This is a genomic window from Caballeronia sp. LZ024 (assembly GCF_031451455.1).
GTDB lineage: Bacteria > Pseudomonadota > Gammaproteobacteria > Burkholderiales > Burkholderiaceae > Caballeronia > Caballeronia telluris.
Genome location: NZ_JARUXL010000004.1, coordinates 821,688 through 835,895, shown reverse-complemented (window position 1 = coordinate 835,895; position 14,208 = coordinate 821,688). Strand labels below are relative to the sequence as shown.

The following is a 14,208-nucleotide window of genomic DNA, read 5'->3' as shown; positions in this document are numbered from 1 at the left end:
ACATCTTGAACGGGGACGAAATTCTCGAGCGCATCCGCGCGATTTTCCAGGACAACTTCGGGATCGAGCCGGCTCGCGTGACGCCGGAAGCGAGCCTGTACGAAGACCTCGATCTCGACAGCATCGACGCAGTCGATCTCGCCATCAAGTTGCAGGAAATGACCGGCCGGCGCATCAAGCCGGAAGAGTTCAAGGCCGTGCGGACCGTCGCCGATGTAATCGGTGCGGTCGAGTCGCTGCTCGCGGCGCAGGACTGATGCCGGTCGGGCATTCGCGGAGCGGCGGTCGCACGACGGCCGAGCCCGCGCACGATCGAACGCGCTCCCGTCTCGCCGATAAGGCGTTGAGCGCGGCGCGGTGCGCGCTCGCCGTCGCGTATCCCGCGACGATTCTCTGCGCGTGGCTATGGGACAAGCCGCGTCTTATCGGCGCGCTGCTGCTCGCGCTGTTGTGGATGCAGCGCTGGCTCGGCCGCGGCGTCGTCGCGACATCGCTGCGCCGGCTCACCGCGCTCGACTGGTGCGTGGCCGCGGTATTGAGCGGCGTGTCGGTCGCGATCGTGCTGACCGGCAGCGAACGGCTGATGCGTCTCTACCCGTCGTTCGTCAATCTCGGCTTGCTGGTCGCGTTCGGCGCGACGCTCGTGCGCGGCCCGTCGATGATCGAAAAGTTCGCGCGGCTCGGCAATCCGCAACTCGATGCGCTCGGCGTGCGTCACACGCTGCGCGTCACGCAGATCTGGTGCGCGTTCTTTGCGTGCAACGCGGCGTTCTCCGCGTACACCGCGTTGCAGTGGAGCCGCGCGGCGTGGTCGCTGTACAACGGCGGGATCGTGTACGGCGTGATCGGCGGGTTGCTGCTCGGCGAGCTTGCGTGGCGGCATCTCGCCGTGCTGCCGCGCTCCGTGCGCTCGGAGTCGGCATGATCCCGTTGCATGATCTTTTGCTCGATGATGACGCGGGCAGCACGCCCGTGTGCATCGACGGCGCGGTGACGCTCGATCGCGCGGCGTTCCGCTCGCGCGTCTTGGCGATCGCCGCCGCGTGGCGCGGGCGAATGCCAACGCGCTACGCGCTGTGCATCGACGATCCCTTCGACTTCGCCTGCGCGATGTTCGCGCTCCTTGCGTGCGCGAAGCATCCGGTCGTGCCCGCATCGCATTCGCCCGACTATCTCGCGAGCCTCGCCGAAGATTTCGACGCGATCATCACCGATGCCGATCTAGCCGGATTACGCGGGGGCACCGCGCCGGAAATGGCCCATGCGATCGACGCGGACGCCGCGCTCACGCTCTATACCTCGGGCAGCAGCGGTGCGCCCAAGCCGATCCGCAAGACGCTATCGCAGTTCGACGCCGAAGTTCGCACGCTCGAAGCGCAATGGGGCGCGCTCGCGGGCGACGCCACCGTGCTCGGCAGCGTCCCGCATCATCACATCTACGGGCTGCTGTTTCGCGTGTTCTGGCCGCTCGCGGCGGGCCGGCCGTTCGACCGCGCGCTTTGCCATGATCCGCAGCAACTCGACGCGCGTCTTGCCGCGTGCGATGCGGGAATCGCCGTATCGACGCCGGCGCAACTCGCGCGCTGGCCGTGGATGACAGGTTTCGCTTCGCTCGCGCGCCGCCCGCGTGCGTTCTTCTCGTCGGGCGGTCCGCTGGATGCCGATACCGCGGGCACCTATCGCGCCGCGTTCGACGCGGCGCCGCTCGAAGTGTTCGGGAGCACGGAGACGGGCGGCATCGCGTGGCGCAGACAGGACCAGTCGGATGCGTGGCAAGCGCTTCCCGGCATCGCGATCGAGCGAGACATGGACGGCGCGTTGCTGGTGCGTTCGCCGCATCTCGGCCACGACGACTGGCATCGCACCGACGACGCCGTCGCCTTCGACGCCGATGGCCGCTTCCGCCTGAACGGCCGGCTGGATCGCGTCGTCAAGCTCGACGGCAAACGCGTCTCGCTGCCCGAACTCGAAGCGCGTCTCGCGCTGCATCCGTATGTGGCGCGCGCGGCTGTCGCCGTGCTTGAGACCACCTCGCGACAGCGCGCGGGCGCTGTCGTGGCGCTGACCGGCGAAGGCCACGCCGCGCTCGCGGCGGACGGCCGCGTGGCGTTGGCGAAAGCGTTGCGTCGTCATCTCGCGGGCTATTTCGATCTCGTCGTGCTGCCGCGCCATTGGCGCTTTCCGCTCGCGCTGCCGTGCGACGCGCGCGGGAAAACGCCTGCCGCCGCAATCGCCGCCGCGTTCGACGCGCGCGCGGAAGGCTTCGAATTGCTGTCGATCTGCCGCGATGGCGACGCGTGCTCGCTGGAGTTGCGCGTGCCGCCCGGACTCGCGCACTTCGCCGGACACTTTCCCGGCCTGCCGATCCTGCCGGGCGTCGTCCAGCTCGATTGGGCGGTGCGGCTCGCGACCGAGTGCTTCGACGAAACGCGCGATGTCGCGTCGATTGATCGGCTGAAGTTCATGGCCCCAGTCGGCCCCGGCGCGTTGCTCGCGTTGCGCCTGTCGCGGGATTCGGCGCGCGGTCGCGTGCAATTCGCGTATCGGCTCGGCCGGGGCGCCGAGGCGCGCGACTGCGCTTCGGGCGCGATCGTCTATGGGAGCGCGGCATGAGCTTCTCGGCGTGCATCGTCATCCCGATCTACAACCACAAGGACGCGATCGCGGGCACCGTGGCGCAGCTTCGGCGGCATGGGTTGCCGATCATCGTCGTCGACGACGGCAGCGACGAGCCCACGCAGCGCGTGCTCGCACAACTCGCGGCGGATCACGACGGCGCGTTGACGCTCTTGCGCCTGCCGGTCAACGGCGGCAAAGGCGCGGCCGTGATGGCTGGATTGCGCGCGGCGCGGCGCGCGGGCCACACGCATGCGCTGCAAATCGACGCCGACGGCCAGCACGATGCCGCCGACGTCCCGCGTTTCGTCGACGCAGCGCGCGCCGCGCCGCAAGCCGTGATTCTCGGCCAGCCTGTCTTCGACGAAAGCGTGCCCGCTTCACGGCTCTATGGCCGCTATGTCACGCATGTGTGGGTGTGGATCGAGACGTTGTCGCTGTCAATCCGCGATTCGATGTGCGGCTTTCGCCTGTATCCGCTCGACACCGCGTGCGCGCTGATCGACTCCGTGAAACTGCCGACGCGCATGGACTTCGACATCGCGATTCTCGTGCGCCTGCACTGGCGCGGCCTCGCGTTCCACGGCATCCCGACGCGCGTCACTTACGCCACCGACGGCGTGTCGCATTTCGACGTGCTGTGGGACAACGTGCGCATCAGCGCCGCGCATACGCGCCTCGTCGCGGGAATGCTGGCACGGCTGCCGCTGCTGCTCGCGCGCAAACTGCTGCCAAAGCCGCGCGACGGCGCAAGCGACTGGTGGCGCATCGCGGAGCGCGGCAGTCATGTCGGCATGAAGCTGCTCGCCCTCAGCAGCCGCATCTTCGGACGCCGTTTCACCTCGCTGTGGCTGCATCCGGTCGTCGCTTATTTCCTGCTGACGGGACATGCGGCGCGCGGCGCGTCGGCGCGCTACTTCGCGCGGTTGCGTGCGAGCGCGCCGGAGGACCGCTTGCCGCGTCCGGGATGGCGCTCGGCATATCGGCACATGCTGGCGTTCGCGCAATCGGGCTTCGACAAGCTGGGCGCGTGGACGGGCCGCGTGAACGATGCCGACATCACGTTCGATGACCCCGCCGCCTTCGAAGCGCTCGTCGCGAGCGGACGCGGCGCGCTCGTGATCGGCGCGCATCTGGGCAACCTCGAAATGACGCGCGCGCTCGCCGTGCGCGGCGCGCACGCGAAGGTCACGGCGATCGTCTACACGGATCATGCGCGCCGTTTCAACAGCGTGCTCGCATCGGCGAACGACGATTTCTCCGAGCGTCTCGTCGAAGTGAGCGACTTCGGACCGGAGACGGCGCTCATGATGCAGACGCGCGTCGATGCGGGCGAACTGCTCGTCATCGTGGGCGACCGTGTGCCCGCGCACGACGCCGGGCGCACCACCGACGCGCGGTTCCTCGGCGCGCCCGCGCCGTTCGCGCAAGGGCCTTACATCTTGGCGCACGCACTGGGCTGCCCGGTGTATCTGTTCTTCTGCCTGAAGGAAAGCACGGGCTATCACCTTTATTTCGAGCCGTTCGCCGATCGCATCGAACTACCGCGCCGCGAGCGCGCCGAGCGGCTCGCCACGTGGACCCAGCGTTATGCCGAACGCCTCGAACACTATTGCCGCAAGGCGCCCTATCAATGGTTCAATTTCTTCGATTTCTGGGCGCGTCCCGGTGGAGACGCGAATGGCCGAACATGATCTGACCACGGCGACGGCCGTTGCCGCTGACGTTTTCGCAATCGTCGTCGGCGGGCGCAGGATGACGATCGAAGACATCGTTTGCATCGCGCAGCACGGCGCGCCCGTCGCGCTGAACGCCGATCCGGCGTGGCGTGCCCGCATCGAGCGCGGCGCCGAATTTCTGCGCTCGCATCTCGCCGAAGGACGCACCGTGTACGGCGTGAACACCGGCTATGGCGACGCCTGCGTGGTCGACGTGCCGCACGCGCTGGTCGAAGCGTTGCCGCTGCAACTCACGCGCTATCACGGCTGCGGCCTCGGCCGTCATCTCGACGACGCGGAAGCGCTCGCGGTCATCGCCGCGCGTCTCAACTCGCTCGCATACGGGTTCTCGGGCGTGCGCACGGTGCTGCTCGAACGTCTCGCCGATCTCGTCAATCATCGCGTGCTGCCGCGCATTCCGGCGGAAGGATCGGTCGGTGCGAGCGGCGATCTGACGCCGCTCTCGTATGTCGCGGCCGCGCTCGCTGGCGAGCGGGACGTGATGTATCGCGGACGTCTGCGCGAGGCGCGCGGCGTGTGGGCCGAACTCGGCCACGCGCCGTTGCAGCTCGCGCCGAAGGAAGGTCTCGCGCTGATGAACGGCACGGCCGTGATGACCGGACTGGCGTGTCTCGCGTTCGCGCGCGCGTCGCATCTGAGCCGCCTCGCGGCGCGTCTGACCGCGCTCGCGACGGTCGCGCTCGATGGCCGCGCGGCGCATTTCGACGCGCTTCTTTTCGAAGTGAAGCCGCATGCGGGCCAAGCGGAAGCGGCGGCATGGATTCGCGCCGATCTCGCCGGCCGCGACGATTCGCCGGGTCATCGCTTGCAGGATCGCTACTCGATTCGCTGCGCGCCGCATGTGATCGGCGTGGCGCGGGATGCGCTCTCGTGGGTGCGGCGCGATGTCGAGAACGAGCTCAACAGCGCGAACGACAATCCGCTGATTGATCCCGACACCGGACGCGTGCTCCACGGCGGCAACTTCTACGGCGGCCACATCGCGTTCGCGATGGACGCGCTGAAGACCGCCGTCGCGAATCTCGCGGACCTCATGGACCGCCAGTTCGCGCTGCTCGTCGATGACAAGTTCAACAACCATCTGCCGCGCAACCTGTCGGGCGCGACGGCGGAGCGCGCGCCGGTCAATCACGGCTTCAAGGCCGTGCAGATTTCGTCGTCGGCGTGGACGGCGGAAGCGCTCAAGCTGACGATGCCCGCGAGCGTGTTCTCGCGTTCCACCGAGTCGCACAATCAGGACAAGGTGAGCATGGGCACGATCGCCGCGCGCGATTGCCTGCGCGTGCTCGAACTGACGGAGCAGGTCGCGGCGGCGCACACGCTCGCGACCGTGCAGGCGGCGCGTCTGCGCTTGCGGATCGACGGCGCGACGCACGTGCCCGCGCCGCTGCGCGCTTTCATGGAAAGCGTGACGCGCGCCTCGGCGTTCGTCGACGAGGACCGCGCGCTGGAAAGCGACCTGCGCGCGCTGACGGCGCGGATCGCGGCATGCGCACTGGTCGATGCCGACGCGAATCATTCGGAGAGCGAAGCATGAGCCGCGAGAAAAGCGTGCTTGCGGCGAGCGCCCGCGTCGAAGTGCCGTTTCACGACGTCGATGCGATGAACGTCTGCTGGCACGGACATTATCTGAAGTACTTCGAGATCGGCCGCGCGGCGCTCTTGCGCACGTTCGACTACGACTATCGCGAGATGCAGGCGTCGGGTTATCTGTGGCCGATCGTCGAGGCGCATTTGAAGTATGTGCGGCCCGCCGTGTACGGCCAGGAAATCGAAGTGCGCACGCAACTGCTGGAGTTCGAGAACCGCTTGAAGATCGGCTACGAAATCGTCGATCCGGCGACGGGCGTTCGGCTCACGCGCGGACATACGATCCAGGTCGCCGTCGATGCCGCGACGCACGAGCTTCAGTTCGTGTCGCCGCCGGTCGTGTTCGACAAACTGGAGCGCGCATGGGCTCGCTGATGCGCTGGATCGCAATGTCGGCGGCGGCGTTGTCGCTCGCGGGCGGCGCGTGGGCGGCGGAAAGCGCGCAGGACGCGACGCTCGTCTCCGGTGTCGCGCGACATCTGGCCGACGCGGGCGGCGTGCGCGCGCAGTTCAAGCAGACGCGCACGCTCGCCGCGATGAAAGAGCCGCTCGTCAGCACGGGCTCGATCGTGTTCGTGCGCGAACGCGGCGTGATCTGGCGCGTCGAGACGCCGTACAAGGCGACCTACGCGATCACCGATGCGGGCATGCGCGAGATCGGCGTGAACGGGAAGCCGCGCGCATCGCGTGCCAACGACGCGCGCGGCGCGGCGCAGGTGTCGCGGATGATGCGCGCGATGCTCGGCGGCGATCTGTCCGGTCTCTATTCGCAATTCGACGTGAAGGCGCATGGCACGCCGTCGAACTGGCGGATCGAACTGACGCCGAACCAGCCGCAACTCGCGCAGTCGGTCAGGCGTCTCGACATGAACGGCGGCGATTTTCTGCAAGGCTTGCGCATCGTCCTCGCCAATGGCGACGCCACGCAGATCGACTTCACCGGCAGCGCGCCGGCGGGCGAACTGTCGCCGGCTGAACGCGCGCAGTTCGGAGCGCCGTGATGGAAGTCCTGCAACGGCGCTCGTCGCGACAGCTCTGGACCATGCGTTTCGTGTGGCTGCTGTTCGCGCTCGTCGCGGCGTCGTATTGCGGCTGGCGCTTCGCCGGGTCGTCGCCGTTGCAGACCAATCTCCTCGCGCTTCTGCCCGCGACCGAAGTCGATCCGGTCGCCGAAAAAGCCGCTGGCAAACTGGCCGCCGCGCTCGGCGATCGTACCGTCTTCATCGTGACGAGCAAGGACGCGGAACACGCGAAAGCCGCAGCGAAGCAACTCGGCGCGACGCTGCGAACGAGCGGCGCGTTCCGCTCGGTGATCGCGACGCTGCCGCCTTTCGACGTCTCGTCGATCGGCGCGCTTTACCTGCCGTACCGCTTCGGCCTGCTCGCGCCCGCCGATCGCGCCGCGTTGCAGGACGGCTCGTTCGTCGCTCGCGAAGCTCTGTTGCAACGTCTCTACAGCCCGCTCGACAGCGGCCTCGTGACGCCGCTCGCCGACGATCCGTTCGGCTGGCTGCAACGCTATCTCGGCGGTCTGCCGCTCGCGTCATCGAACCTCGAACTCGAAGACGGCCTGCTCGTTGCGCATCGCGGGGATGCGACCAGCGTGCTCGTCACCGCGACGCTCGACGGGTCCGCGTATGAATCGGGCGTGCAGCGCGCGGTTCACGATGCAGTCACGCGCGCCAAAACTTCGCTCGGCGAGACGCATCCCGACGTCACGCTCGATCGCCTGGGCGCGGTCTTCTATGCCGAAGCCGCGCGCAGTGCGTCGGAACGCGAAGTGCATCTGATCGGGCTGGTGTCGCTCTGCGGCATCGCGCTCCTGATGCTGTGGGTGTTCCGCTCGCCGCGCCTCATCATGCTCGGTTTCCTGTCGACCGCGCTCGGCATCGTCGCCGCGCTCGCCGTGACGATGCTCGTGTTCGGCCAGCTTCATCTGCTGACGCTCGTCTTCGGCGCGAGTCTGATCGGCGAAGCAGTGGACTATTCGATCCAGTACTTCGTCGTCTATCTCGGCGCGGGGCGCGACTGGGACGCGGTCCAGGGCGCGCGCAAGGTGCGCCCGGCGCTCAGCGTCGCGCTTGCAACGAGCCTGCTCGGCTACGCGGTGCTGGCGTGCGTGGCGTTCCCCGCGCTCGAACAGATCGCGTGCTTCGCGATGGCGGGCATTCTCACGGCGTTCGCATCGGTCGCGTGGCTCCTGCCGACGATGCTGGCGCGGCCGCCGAAGCGCCGTCCCCGTTCCTTGTTCGATGCGTCCGGCAAATTGCTCGCGATCTGGCGGCGCGCATTGGGTGGACGCAGCGGCTGGATGCTCGCGGTGCTGCTGGCGATCGTCGCGGTGCCGGGCTGGTTGCGCCTGTCGAGCGACGACGATATTCACCTTTTGATCCAGCGTGATCCCGCGTTGATGGCCGAGGAGCGCGCGGTGCGCGCGGCGGTCGGCATCGACGATGGCGCGCAGTTCTTAGTCGTGCGCGGCGAGACGCCGGAGATCGTGCTGCAACGCGCCGAGGCGCTCGGCGCGCGGCTCGATGCGCTGCAAGGCGGCGAACGGCTGCGCGGCTGGCAGTCGCCGGCGTCGTTCGTGCCGTCGGCGCGGCGTCAGCGCGAAGATCGCGCGCTCCTTCAACAGCGCCTCTTCGACGATCCCGCGAAGCTGCGTGCGACGCTCCTCGAAGCGGGCTTTCGCGATAACGTCGCCGACGCATGGCTCGCGGCCTCGCGATCCGGCGACGCGATCCTGAGCATCGACACGTGGCTCAAAGCGCCGTGGTCGCAGCCGTTTCGCCATTTGTGGCTCGGTGAAGTGGATGCGTCGGCGCGCACTTATGCGGCCGTCGTCATGCCGCAGGGCGTGACGTCCGCGAACGAAGCCGCGCTCGTCAAGGCGGCGCGCGCGGTGCCGGGCGCGAGTTTCGTCGACAAGGCCATGAGCGTGTCGAAACTCTTCGGCGTCTATCGGATCGACAGCGGCGCGTGGCTCGCGGGCGCGACGCTCCTGGTCGCCGCGTTGCTGTCGTGGCGTTACGGACCGCGCGGCGGCATCGCGACGACGCTGCCCGTCGTGCTCGCGATCGGCGTGACGCTCGCCGTGTTCGGTTATCTGCGCGTGCCGTTCAATCTCTTCAACTGCCTCGCGCTGATGCTCGTGCTCGGCGTCGGCGCGAACTATGCGGTGTTCCTGCGCGAAGGCGCGTTGCGCGCCGCTGGCGATCTCGGCGCGGTATGGGCGGGCGTGCTGCTGTCGGCGGCGACGACGCTGCTGTCCTTCGGCATGCTCGCCTTGAGCGCGATGCCCGCGCTGACGAGCTTCGGCGCGACGCTCGCGCTCGGCATCGCGGTCTCGGTGATGCTTGCGCCGATTGGCATGCCATCGAAACAAGGGAGCCTCTCATGACACTGCCTCGCGTTTATCTGCACGCGCTCGGCATGCTCAACGCGCTCGGCGATGACGTGCCGACGATCGTTGACGCGCTCGCTACGTCGAGCGCGCCCGGCATGGGCACGCTGCCCCATCGTGACGCACGCGGCGCCGCCGTCTTCGCAGGCCGCGTATGCGCGCCGCTCGACGTCGCGCCGCCTGCCGCGCTCGCGGCCTTCGACTGCCGCAACAACCGGCTGCTGCTGGCCGCGCTCGCGCAAATCGCGCCTGCCATCGACGACGCTCGCGAGCGTTTCGGGGCGCATCGTATCGGCGTGGTGCTGGGCACGAGCACGTCGGGCATCGCGGCGACGGAAGCGGCGCTCGCGCATCGCGCACGAACCGGCGCGATGCCCGCTAGCTTCGACTATCGGCAGATGGAAATCGGCACGGCCGCGCCGTTTGCGGCGGCGGCGCTCGGCCTCAGCGGACCCGCTTACACGATCTCGACCGCGTGCACATCGAGCGCGAAGGCGTTCGCGTCGGCAAGACGCCTCTTGCAGTTGCATCTCTGCGATGCGGTCGTGGTCGGCGGCGTCGATTCGTCATGCGAACTAACGCTTGCGGGTTTCGCATCGCTCGAATCGACGTCGCCAGCGCGCGCGAATCCGATGAGCCGCAATCGCGCCGGTATCAATGTGGGCGAGGGCGCGGCCGTGTTTTTGATGAGCCGCGAAGAGGCGCCCGTGTTCGTCGCAGGCACCGGCGAATCGAGCGATGCGTACCACATTTCGTCGCCCGATCCGCATGGCGTCGGCGCCGAGCGTGCGTTGCGCGCGGCCCTCGCGGATGCGCAGATCGACGCGCGCGCGATCGGCTACGTCAACCTGCACGCCACCGCCACACGCAAGAACGACGAGATGGAAGCGCATCTGATGGCGCGCGTCTTCCCCGGCGGCGTCGCCGCGAGCGGCACCAAGCCGCTGACGGGTCATCTGCTCGGCGCGGCCGGCGCGACCGAACTCGGCTTCGCGTGGCTCGCGCTCGCCCGCGAGGGCATGGCGTTGCCGCGTCACCTGTGGGACGGCGAAGCGGACAGCGCGCTGCCGCCGCTCGATCTCGTCGAGACGGAGCGCCCTCTGCGCGCCGTCGCGGGTCCGCGTTACGCGATGAGCAATTCGTTCGCATTCGGCGGCAGCAACGCCAGCCTGATCCTCGGTGCATGACGATGCCTCTCGATACGTCCAAACCGTTCCCGCCGATCGAAACGATCGTGCCGCATCGCGGCACGATGCTGCTGCTCGATTCGATCGCCGCGCTCGACGACGAGTCGCTTCGCGCTCACGCCACGGTTCATGGCGACGCCTGGTACGCCGATGCGAAAGGCGCGATGCCAGCGTGGATCGGCATCGAACTGATGGCGCAGGCGATTGCCGCGCATGTCGCGCTGATCGCGATGCGCAAGGGCGAACAGGCGCGGCCCGGCGTGCTGCTCGGATCGCGCAGTTACGAGGCGCTTCGGCCGTCGTTCGCGCGCGATTCGCGGCTCGTCGTCAGCGCGACGGAACTGTTGCGCAGCGAAGCGGGCCACGGCGCGTATGAATGCGCAATCGCAATGGATGGAGTCTGCTGCGCGCGGGCCGTCGTCAAGGTGTTTCAACCGACCGATTTCCGGTCTTTCATCGAAGGAAGTGTCAGCTCATGAACCGGCGTGTTCTCGTCACCGGAGCGAGCCGCGGCATCGGCCGTGCGATCGCTTATCAGCTCGCAACAGACGGCTTCGCCGTGACGGTGCATTGCCGCACCGGCCGCGCGGAAGCGGACGCGGTTGCGACCGGCATCGCCGCGCAGGGCGGCGTGTCGCGCGTGTTGCAGTTCGACGTGCGCGAGCGCGCCGCCTGCCGCGGCGCGCTCGAAGCCGATGTCGCCGCGCACGGCGCGTACTACGGCATCGTCTGCTGCGCGGGCGTGACGCGCGACGCCGCGTTCCCCGCACTGACCGACGAGGACTGGGACATCGTCATTGAGACTGGCCTCGACGCGTTCTACAACGTCGTTCATCCGCTGACCATGCCGATGGTGCGCGCGAAGCAAGGCGGGCGCATCGTGACGATCGCCTCCGTTTCGGGCGTGACGGGCAATCGCGGACAGGTCAACTACAGCGCGGCGAAGGCCGGTGTGATCGGCGCGACCAAGGCGCTCGCGGTGGAACTCGCGAGCCGCCATATCACTGTGAATTGCGTCGCGCCGGGGCTGATCGAAACCGGCATGCTCGACCAGATGCCGCTTGAAAAAGCGCTGCAAGGCGTGCCGATGAACCGCGTCGGACAGCCCGCCGAAGTCGCCGCGGCCGTCAGCTTCTTGATGTCAGATGCGGCTTCCTACATCACGCGCCAGGTGCTCGGCGTGAACGGCGGGATGATCTGATGAAGCGCGTCGTCGTAACAGGAATGGGCGGCGTGAGCGCGCTCGGCGATCAGTGGAGCGAGATCGAAGTCGCGCTCGAAGCCGGGCGCAACGCCGTGCGCCGCATGACCGAGTGGGACTTTTTCGAGTCGCTGCATACGCGGCTCGCGTGCCCGCTGCCGGGTTTCGTCACGCCCGCGCACTATCCGCGCAAGAAGACGCGCTCGATGGGACCCGTCTCGCTCTATTCGGTGCGCGCGAGCGAACTCGCGCTCGCCGATGCGGGCCTGAGCGGCGACACGAGCATCGCGGACGGCCGCATGGGCGTGGCGTATGGATCGTCGTCGGGATCGGTCGAGCCGATACGCGCGTTCGGCACGATGCTCTCAACTGGCTCGATGAGCGAAGTCACGTCGAACAGCTACGTGCAGATGATGCCGCATACGAGCGCCGTCAACGTGAGTCTCTTTTGGGACCTGAAAGGGCGGATCGTGCCGACCTCGTGCGCGTGCGCATCGGGCAGTCAGGCAATCGGCTACGCCTACGAAAGCATCGCGACGGGCAAGCAGGCGATGATGCTCGCAGGCGGCGCGGAGGAACTGTCGGGGCCGGCGGTCGCGGTGTTCGATACGCTTTATGCAACCAGCACGCGCAACGACGAGCCGCATCTCACGCCGCGTCCATTCGATGTCGCGCGCGATGGCCTTGTCGTCGGTGAAGGCGCGGCGACGCTCGTGCTGGAAGAGTACGAGCATGCCGTCGCGCGCGGGGCGCGCATCCACGCGGAGATTGTGGGCTTCGGCTGCAATTCGGACGGCGTGCATATCACGCAGCCGACCGCCGCGACGATGGCGCGCGCGATGCAGCTCGCACTCGACGACGCCCATCTCGCGCCCGAAGCGATCGCGTATGTGAACGCGCACGGCACGTCGACCGATCGCGGCGACCTCGCGGAGAGCCACGCGACGGCGCAGGTCTTCGGCGAGCGCATGCCGATCAGTTCGCTCAAGAGCTACGTCGGGCATACGCTCGGCGCGTGCGGCGCGCTCGAAGCATGGTGGAGCATCGAAATGATGAAGCGCAACCGCTACGCGCCGACGCTCAATCTGACGCAGCCCGATCCCGCTTGCGCGCCGCTCGACTACATCATGCACGAGGCGCGCGCGATCGACGCCGAGTATGTAATGAGCAACAACTTCGCGTTCGGCGGCATCAATACGTCGCTCATTTTCAGGCGCGCGCGGTGAGCAACATCGCGCGTCGCGGATTGTCGCGGGTGGTCGTGACCGGCATGGGCATCGTGTCGTGTCTTGGCAATTCGCTCGACGACGTGTCCTTGCGTTTGCGCGCCGGACGCTCGGGAATCACGCGTGTCGAAGCATGGCGCGAGCGCGGCTTCGCGAGTCAGGTGGCGGGCGTCGCCTCGGTGGACGACGAAGCGCCGTTCGATCGAAAGATCGAGCGTTTCATGGGCGACACCGGGCGCTTTGCGTGTCACGCCGCGCGCAAGGCGCTCGATGACGCGGGCCTCGATCCGCATGCGTTGCGCTCGCCGCGCGCCGGAGCGGTGATCGGCTCGGGCATCGGCACGATGTCCGCCTATGACGCCGCGATGAAGACGGCCGACGCGCGCGGCATCGACCGCGTGCCGCCGTACACGGTGCCGCAGGCGATGAGCAGCACCGCGTCCGCGAGCGTCGCGCAACTGTTCGGCATCGAAGGCGCGAGCTATTCGCCTTCGTCCGCCTGCACGACGTCCGCGCTTGCCATCGGCCAGGCGATGCAACTGATCGAGAGCGGCCGGCAGGACATCGTGCTCGCGGGCGGCAGCGAGGCGCTGCACGACAACATGACGCTGATGTTCGACGCGATGGGCGCGTTGTCGCGGCGTTTCAACGACACGCCCGAGCGCGCGTCGCGTCCCTACGACACCGCGCGCGACGGCTTCGTGATCGCGTCCGGCGCCGGCGTGCTGGTGCTCGAATCGCTCGATCATGCGCTCGCGCGCGGTGCGCGCATCCACGCGGAACTAACCGGCTTCGGACATTGCACCGACGCCGCAAGCATGATCTCGCCGAGCGCGCGGGGAATCGCGCGAGCGATGCGCGCGGCGCTCGATGATGCGGGCTCGTATCCCGATTACGTCAACGTGCATGCGCCATCGACCGTGACCGGCGACCGCGAAGAAGCACGCGCGATGACCGACGTGTTCGGCGCGCACATCCCACCGTTCTCCGCGACCAAGCGCTGGACCGGGCATCCGCTGGGCGCGTGCGGCGCGCACGAAGCGATCTACACGCTTCTCATGATGCGCGATGGGTTCATAGCCGGAACAGGCGATATCGACGCGCCGGATGTCTGTATAAACGCGCTTCCGGTGGTCATGGCGTCGCGGGCGGCGCGGATTCGCCGGGCCATGTCGGTGTCGTTCGGCTTCGGCGGAAGTTGCGCGAGCCTCATGTTCGAAGCCTGGGCGTAAGCCGAACCAAATAC

The 14,208-nt window shown here is 68.0% G+C and carries 13 protein-coding genes; all 13 read left to right on the top strand.

Annotation, left to right across the window (positions count from 1 at the left end; translation table 11 throughout):
* The first annotated feature begins 5 nt into the window (after window positions 1-5).
* Genes QCE48_RS26000 through QCE48_RS25940 form a run of 13 tightly spaced genes read left to right on the top strand, consistent with a single transcriptional unit; the run spans window position 6 to window position 14,194 of the window.
* A complete protein-coding gene (locus QCE48_RS26000) occupies window positions 6-257 on the top strand; it encodes an acyl carrier protein (RefSeq protein WP_309783274.1) in 252 nt (83 codons plus the stop codon).
* The gene (locus tag QCE48_RS25995; RefSeq protein ID WP_404982190.1) at window positions 257-925 is read left to right on the top strand and encodes a hypothetical protein; all 669 of its coding nucleotides are present in this window, start codon (window positions 257-259) and stop codon (window positions 923-925) included. Before QCE48_RS26000 ends, QCE48_RS25995 begins: the two co-directional genes overlap by 1 nt.
* The gene (locus QCE48_RS25990) at window positions 922-2,613 is read left to right on the top strand and encodes an AMP-binding protein (RefSeq protein ID WP_309783271.1); all 1,692 of its coding nucleotides are present in this window, start codon (window positions 922-924) and stop codon (window positions 2,611-2,613) included. Before QCE48_RS25995 ends, QCE48_RS25990 begins: the two co-directional genes overlap by 4 nt.
* Window positions 2,610-4,310, top strand: a complete 1,701-nt coding sequence (locus QCE48_RS25985; protein ID WP_309783269.1) for a glycosyltransferase — start codon at window positions 2,610-2,612, stop codon at window positions 4,308-4,310. Before QCE48_RS25990 ends, QCE48_RS25985 begins: the two co-directional genes overlap by 4 nt.
* Window positions 4,297-5,892 (top strand): aromatic amino acid ammonia-lyase, encoded by a 1,596-nt coding sequence (locus tag QCE48_RS25980; protein WP_309783267.1) that lies wholly within the window; start codon window positions 4,297-4,299, stop codon window positions 5,890-5,892. Before QCE48_RS25985 ends, QCE48_RS25980 begins: the two co-directional genes overlap by 14 nt.
* Window positions 5,889-6,320, top strand: coding sequence for a thioesterase family protein (locus QCE48_RS25975; RefSeq protein WP_309783265.1), 432 nt, complete (start codon window positions 5,889-5,891; stop codon window positions 6,318-6,320). Before QCE48_RS25980 ends, QCE48_RS25975 begins: the two co-directional genes overlap by 4 nt.
* On the top strand, window positions 6,308-6,946 hold the full coding sequence (locus QCE48_RS25970) for an outer membrane lipoprotein carrier protein LolA (protein WP_309783264.1): 639 nt from the start codon (window positions 6,308-6,310) through the stop codon (window positions 6,944-6,946). Before QCE48_RS25975 ends, QCE48_RS25970 begins: the two co-directional genes overlap by 13 nt.
* Complete coding sequence (locus QCE48_RS25965) at window positions 6,946-9,345, top strand: MMPL family transporter (protein ID WP_309783262.1); 2,400 nt, start codon at window positions 6,946-6,948, stop codon at window positions 9,343-9,345. The genes QCE48_RS25970 and QCE48_RS25965 overlap by 1 nt, the downstream gene beginning before the upstream one ends.
* On the top strand, window positions 9,342-10,535 hold the full coding sequence (locus tag QCE48_RS25960; protein WP_309783261.1) for a beta-ketoacyl-[acyl-carrier-protein] synthase family protein: 1,194 nt from the start codon (window positions 9,342-9,344) through the stop codon (window positions 10,533-10,535). Before QCE48_RS25965 ends, QCE48_RS25960 begins: the two co-directional genes overlap by 4 nt.
* Entirely contained in the window at window positions 10,532-11,014 is a 483-nt protein-coding gene (locus QCE48_RS25955) for a hotdog family protein (RefSeq protein ID WP_309783260.1), read from the top strand. Before QCE48_RS25960 ends, QCE48_RS25955 begins: the two co-directional genes overlap by 4 nt.
* Window positions 11,011-11,736: a 3-ketoacyl-ACP reductase FabG2 gene (locus QCE48_RS25950; protein ID WP_309783259.1), complete on the top strand. Its 726-nt coding sequence runs from the start codon at window positions 11,011-11,013 to the stop codon at window positions 11,734-11,736. Before QCE48_RS25955 ends, QCE48_RS25950 begins: the two co-directional genes overlap by 4 nt.
* Window positions 11,736-12,962, top strand: coding sequence for a beta-ketoacyl-ACP synthase (locus QCE48_RS25945; protein ID WP_309783258.1), 1,227 nt, complete (start codon window positions 11,736-11,738; stop codon window positions 12,960-12,962). Before QCE48_RS25950 ends, QCE48_RS25945 begins: the two co-directional genes overlap by 1 nt.
* On the top strand, window positions 12,959-14,194 hold the full coding sequence (locus QCE48_RS25940; RefSeq protein ID WP_404982186.1) for a beta-ketoacyl-[acyl-carrier-protein] synthase family protein: 1,236 nt from the start codon (window positions 12,959-12,961) through the stop codon (window positions 14,192-14,194). Before QCE48_RS25945 ends, QCE48_RS25940 begins: the two co-directional genes overlap by 4 nt.
* Window positions 14,195-14,208: the final 14 nt, after the last annotated feature.

Excerpts from the sequence above, each read along its gene's own strand:
- QCE48_RS25970 (WP_309783264.1), top strand. The coding sequence starts at position 6,308 with ATGGGCTCGCTGATGCGCTGGATCGCAATGTCGGCGGCGGCGTTGTCG.
- QCE48_RS25945 (WP_309783258.1), top strand. The coding sequence starts at position 11,736 with ATGAAGCGCGTCGTCGTAACAGGAATGGGCGGCGTGAGCGCGCTCGGC.
- QCE48_RS25950 (WP_309783259.1), top strand. The coding sequence starts at position 11,011 with ATGAACCGGCGTGTTCTCGTCACCGGAGCGAGCCGCGGCATCGGCCGT.
- QCE48_RS25990 (WP_309783271.1), top strand. The coding sequence starts at position 922 with ATGATCCCGTTGCATGATCTTTTGCTCGATGATGACGCGGGCAGCACG.
- QCE48_RS25955 (WP_309783260.1), top strand. The coding sequence starts at position 10,532 with ATGACGATGCCTCTCGATACGTCCAAACCGTTCCCGCCGATCGAAACG.
- QCE48_RS25960 (WP_309783261.1), top strand. The coding sequence starts at position 9,342 with ATGACACTGCCTCGCGTTTATCTGCACGCGCTCGGCATGCTCAACGCG.
- QCE48_RS25975 (WP_309783265.1), top strand. The coding sequence starts at position 5,889 with ATGAGCCGCGAGAAAAGCGTGCTTGCGGCGAGCGCCCGCGTCGAAGTG.
- QCE48_RS25965 (WP_309783262.1), top strand. The coding sequence starts at position 6,946 with ATGGAAGTCCTGCAACGGCGCTCGTCGCGACAGCTCTGGACCATGCGT.
- QCE48_RS25985 (WP_309783269.1), top strand. The coding sequence starts at position 2,610 with ATGAGCTTCTCGGCGTGCATCGTCATCCCGATCTACAACCACAAGGAC.
- QCE48_RS25995 (WP_404982190.1), top strand. The coding sequence starts at position 257 with ATGCCGGTCGGGCATTCGCGGAGCGGCGGTCGCACGACGGCCGAGCCC.
- QCE48_RS25980 (WP_309783267.1), top strand. The coding sequence starts at position 4,297 with ATGGCCGAACATGATCTGACCACGGCGACGGCCGTTGCCGCTGACGTT.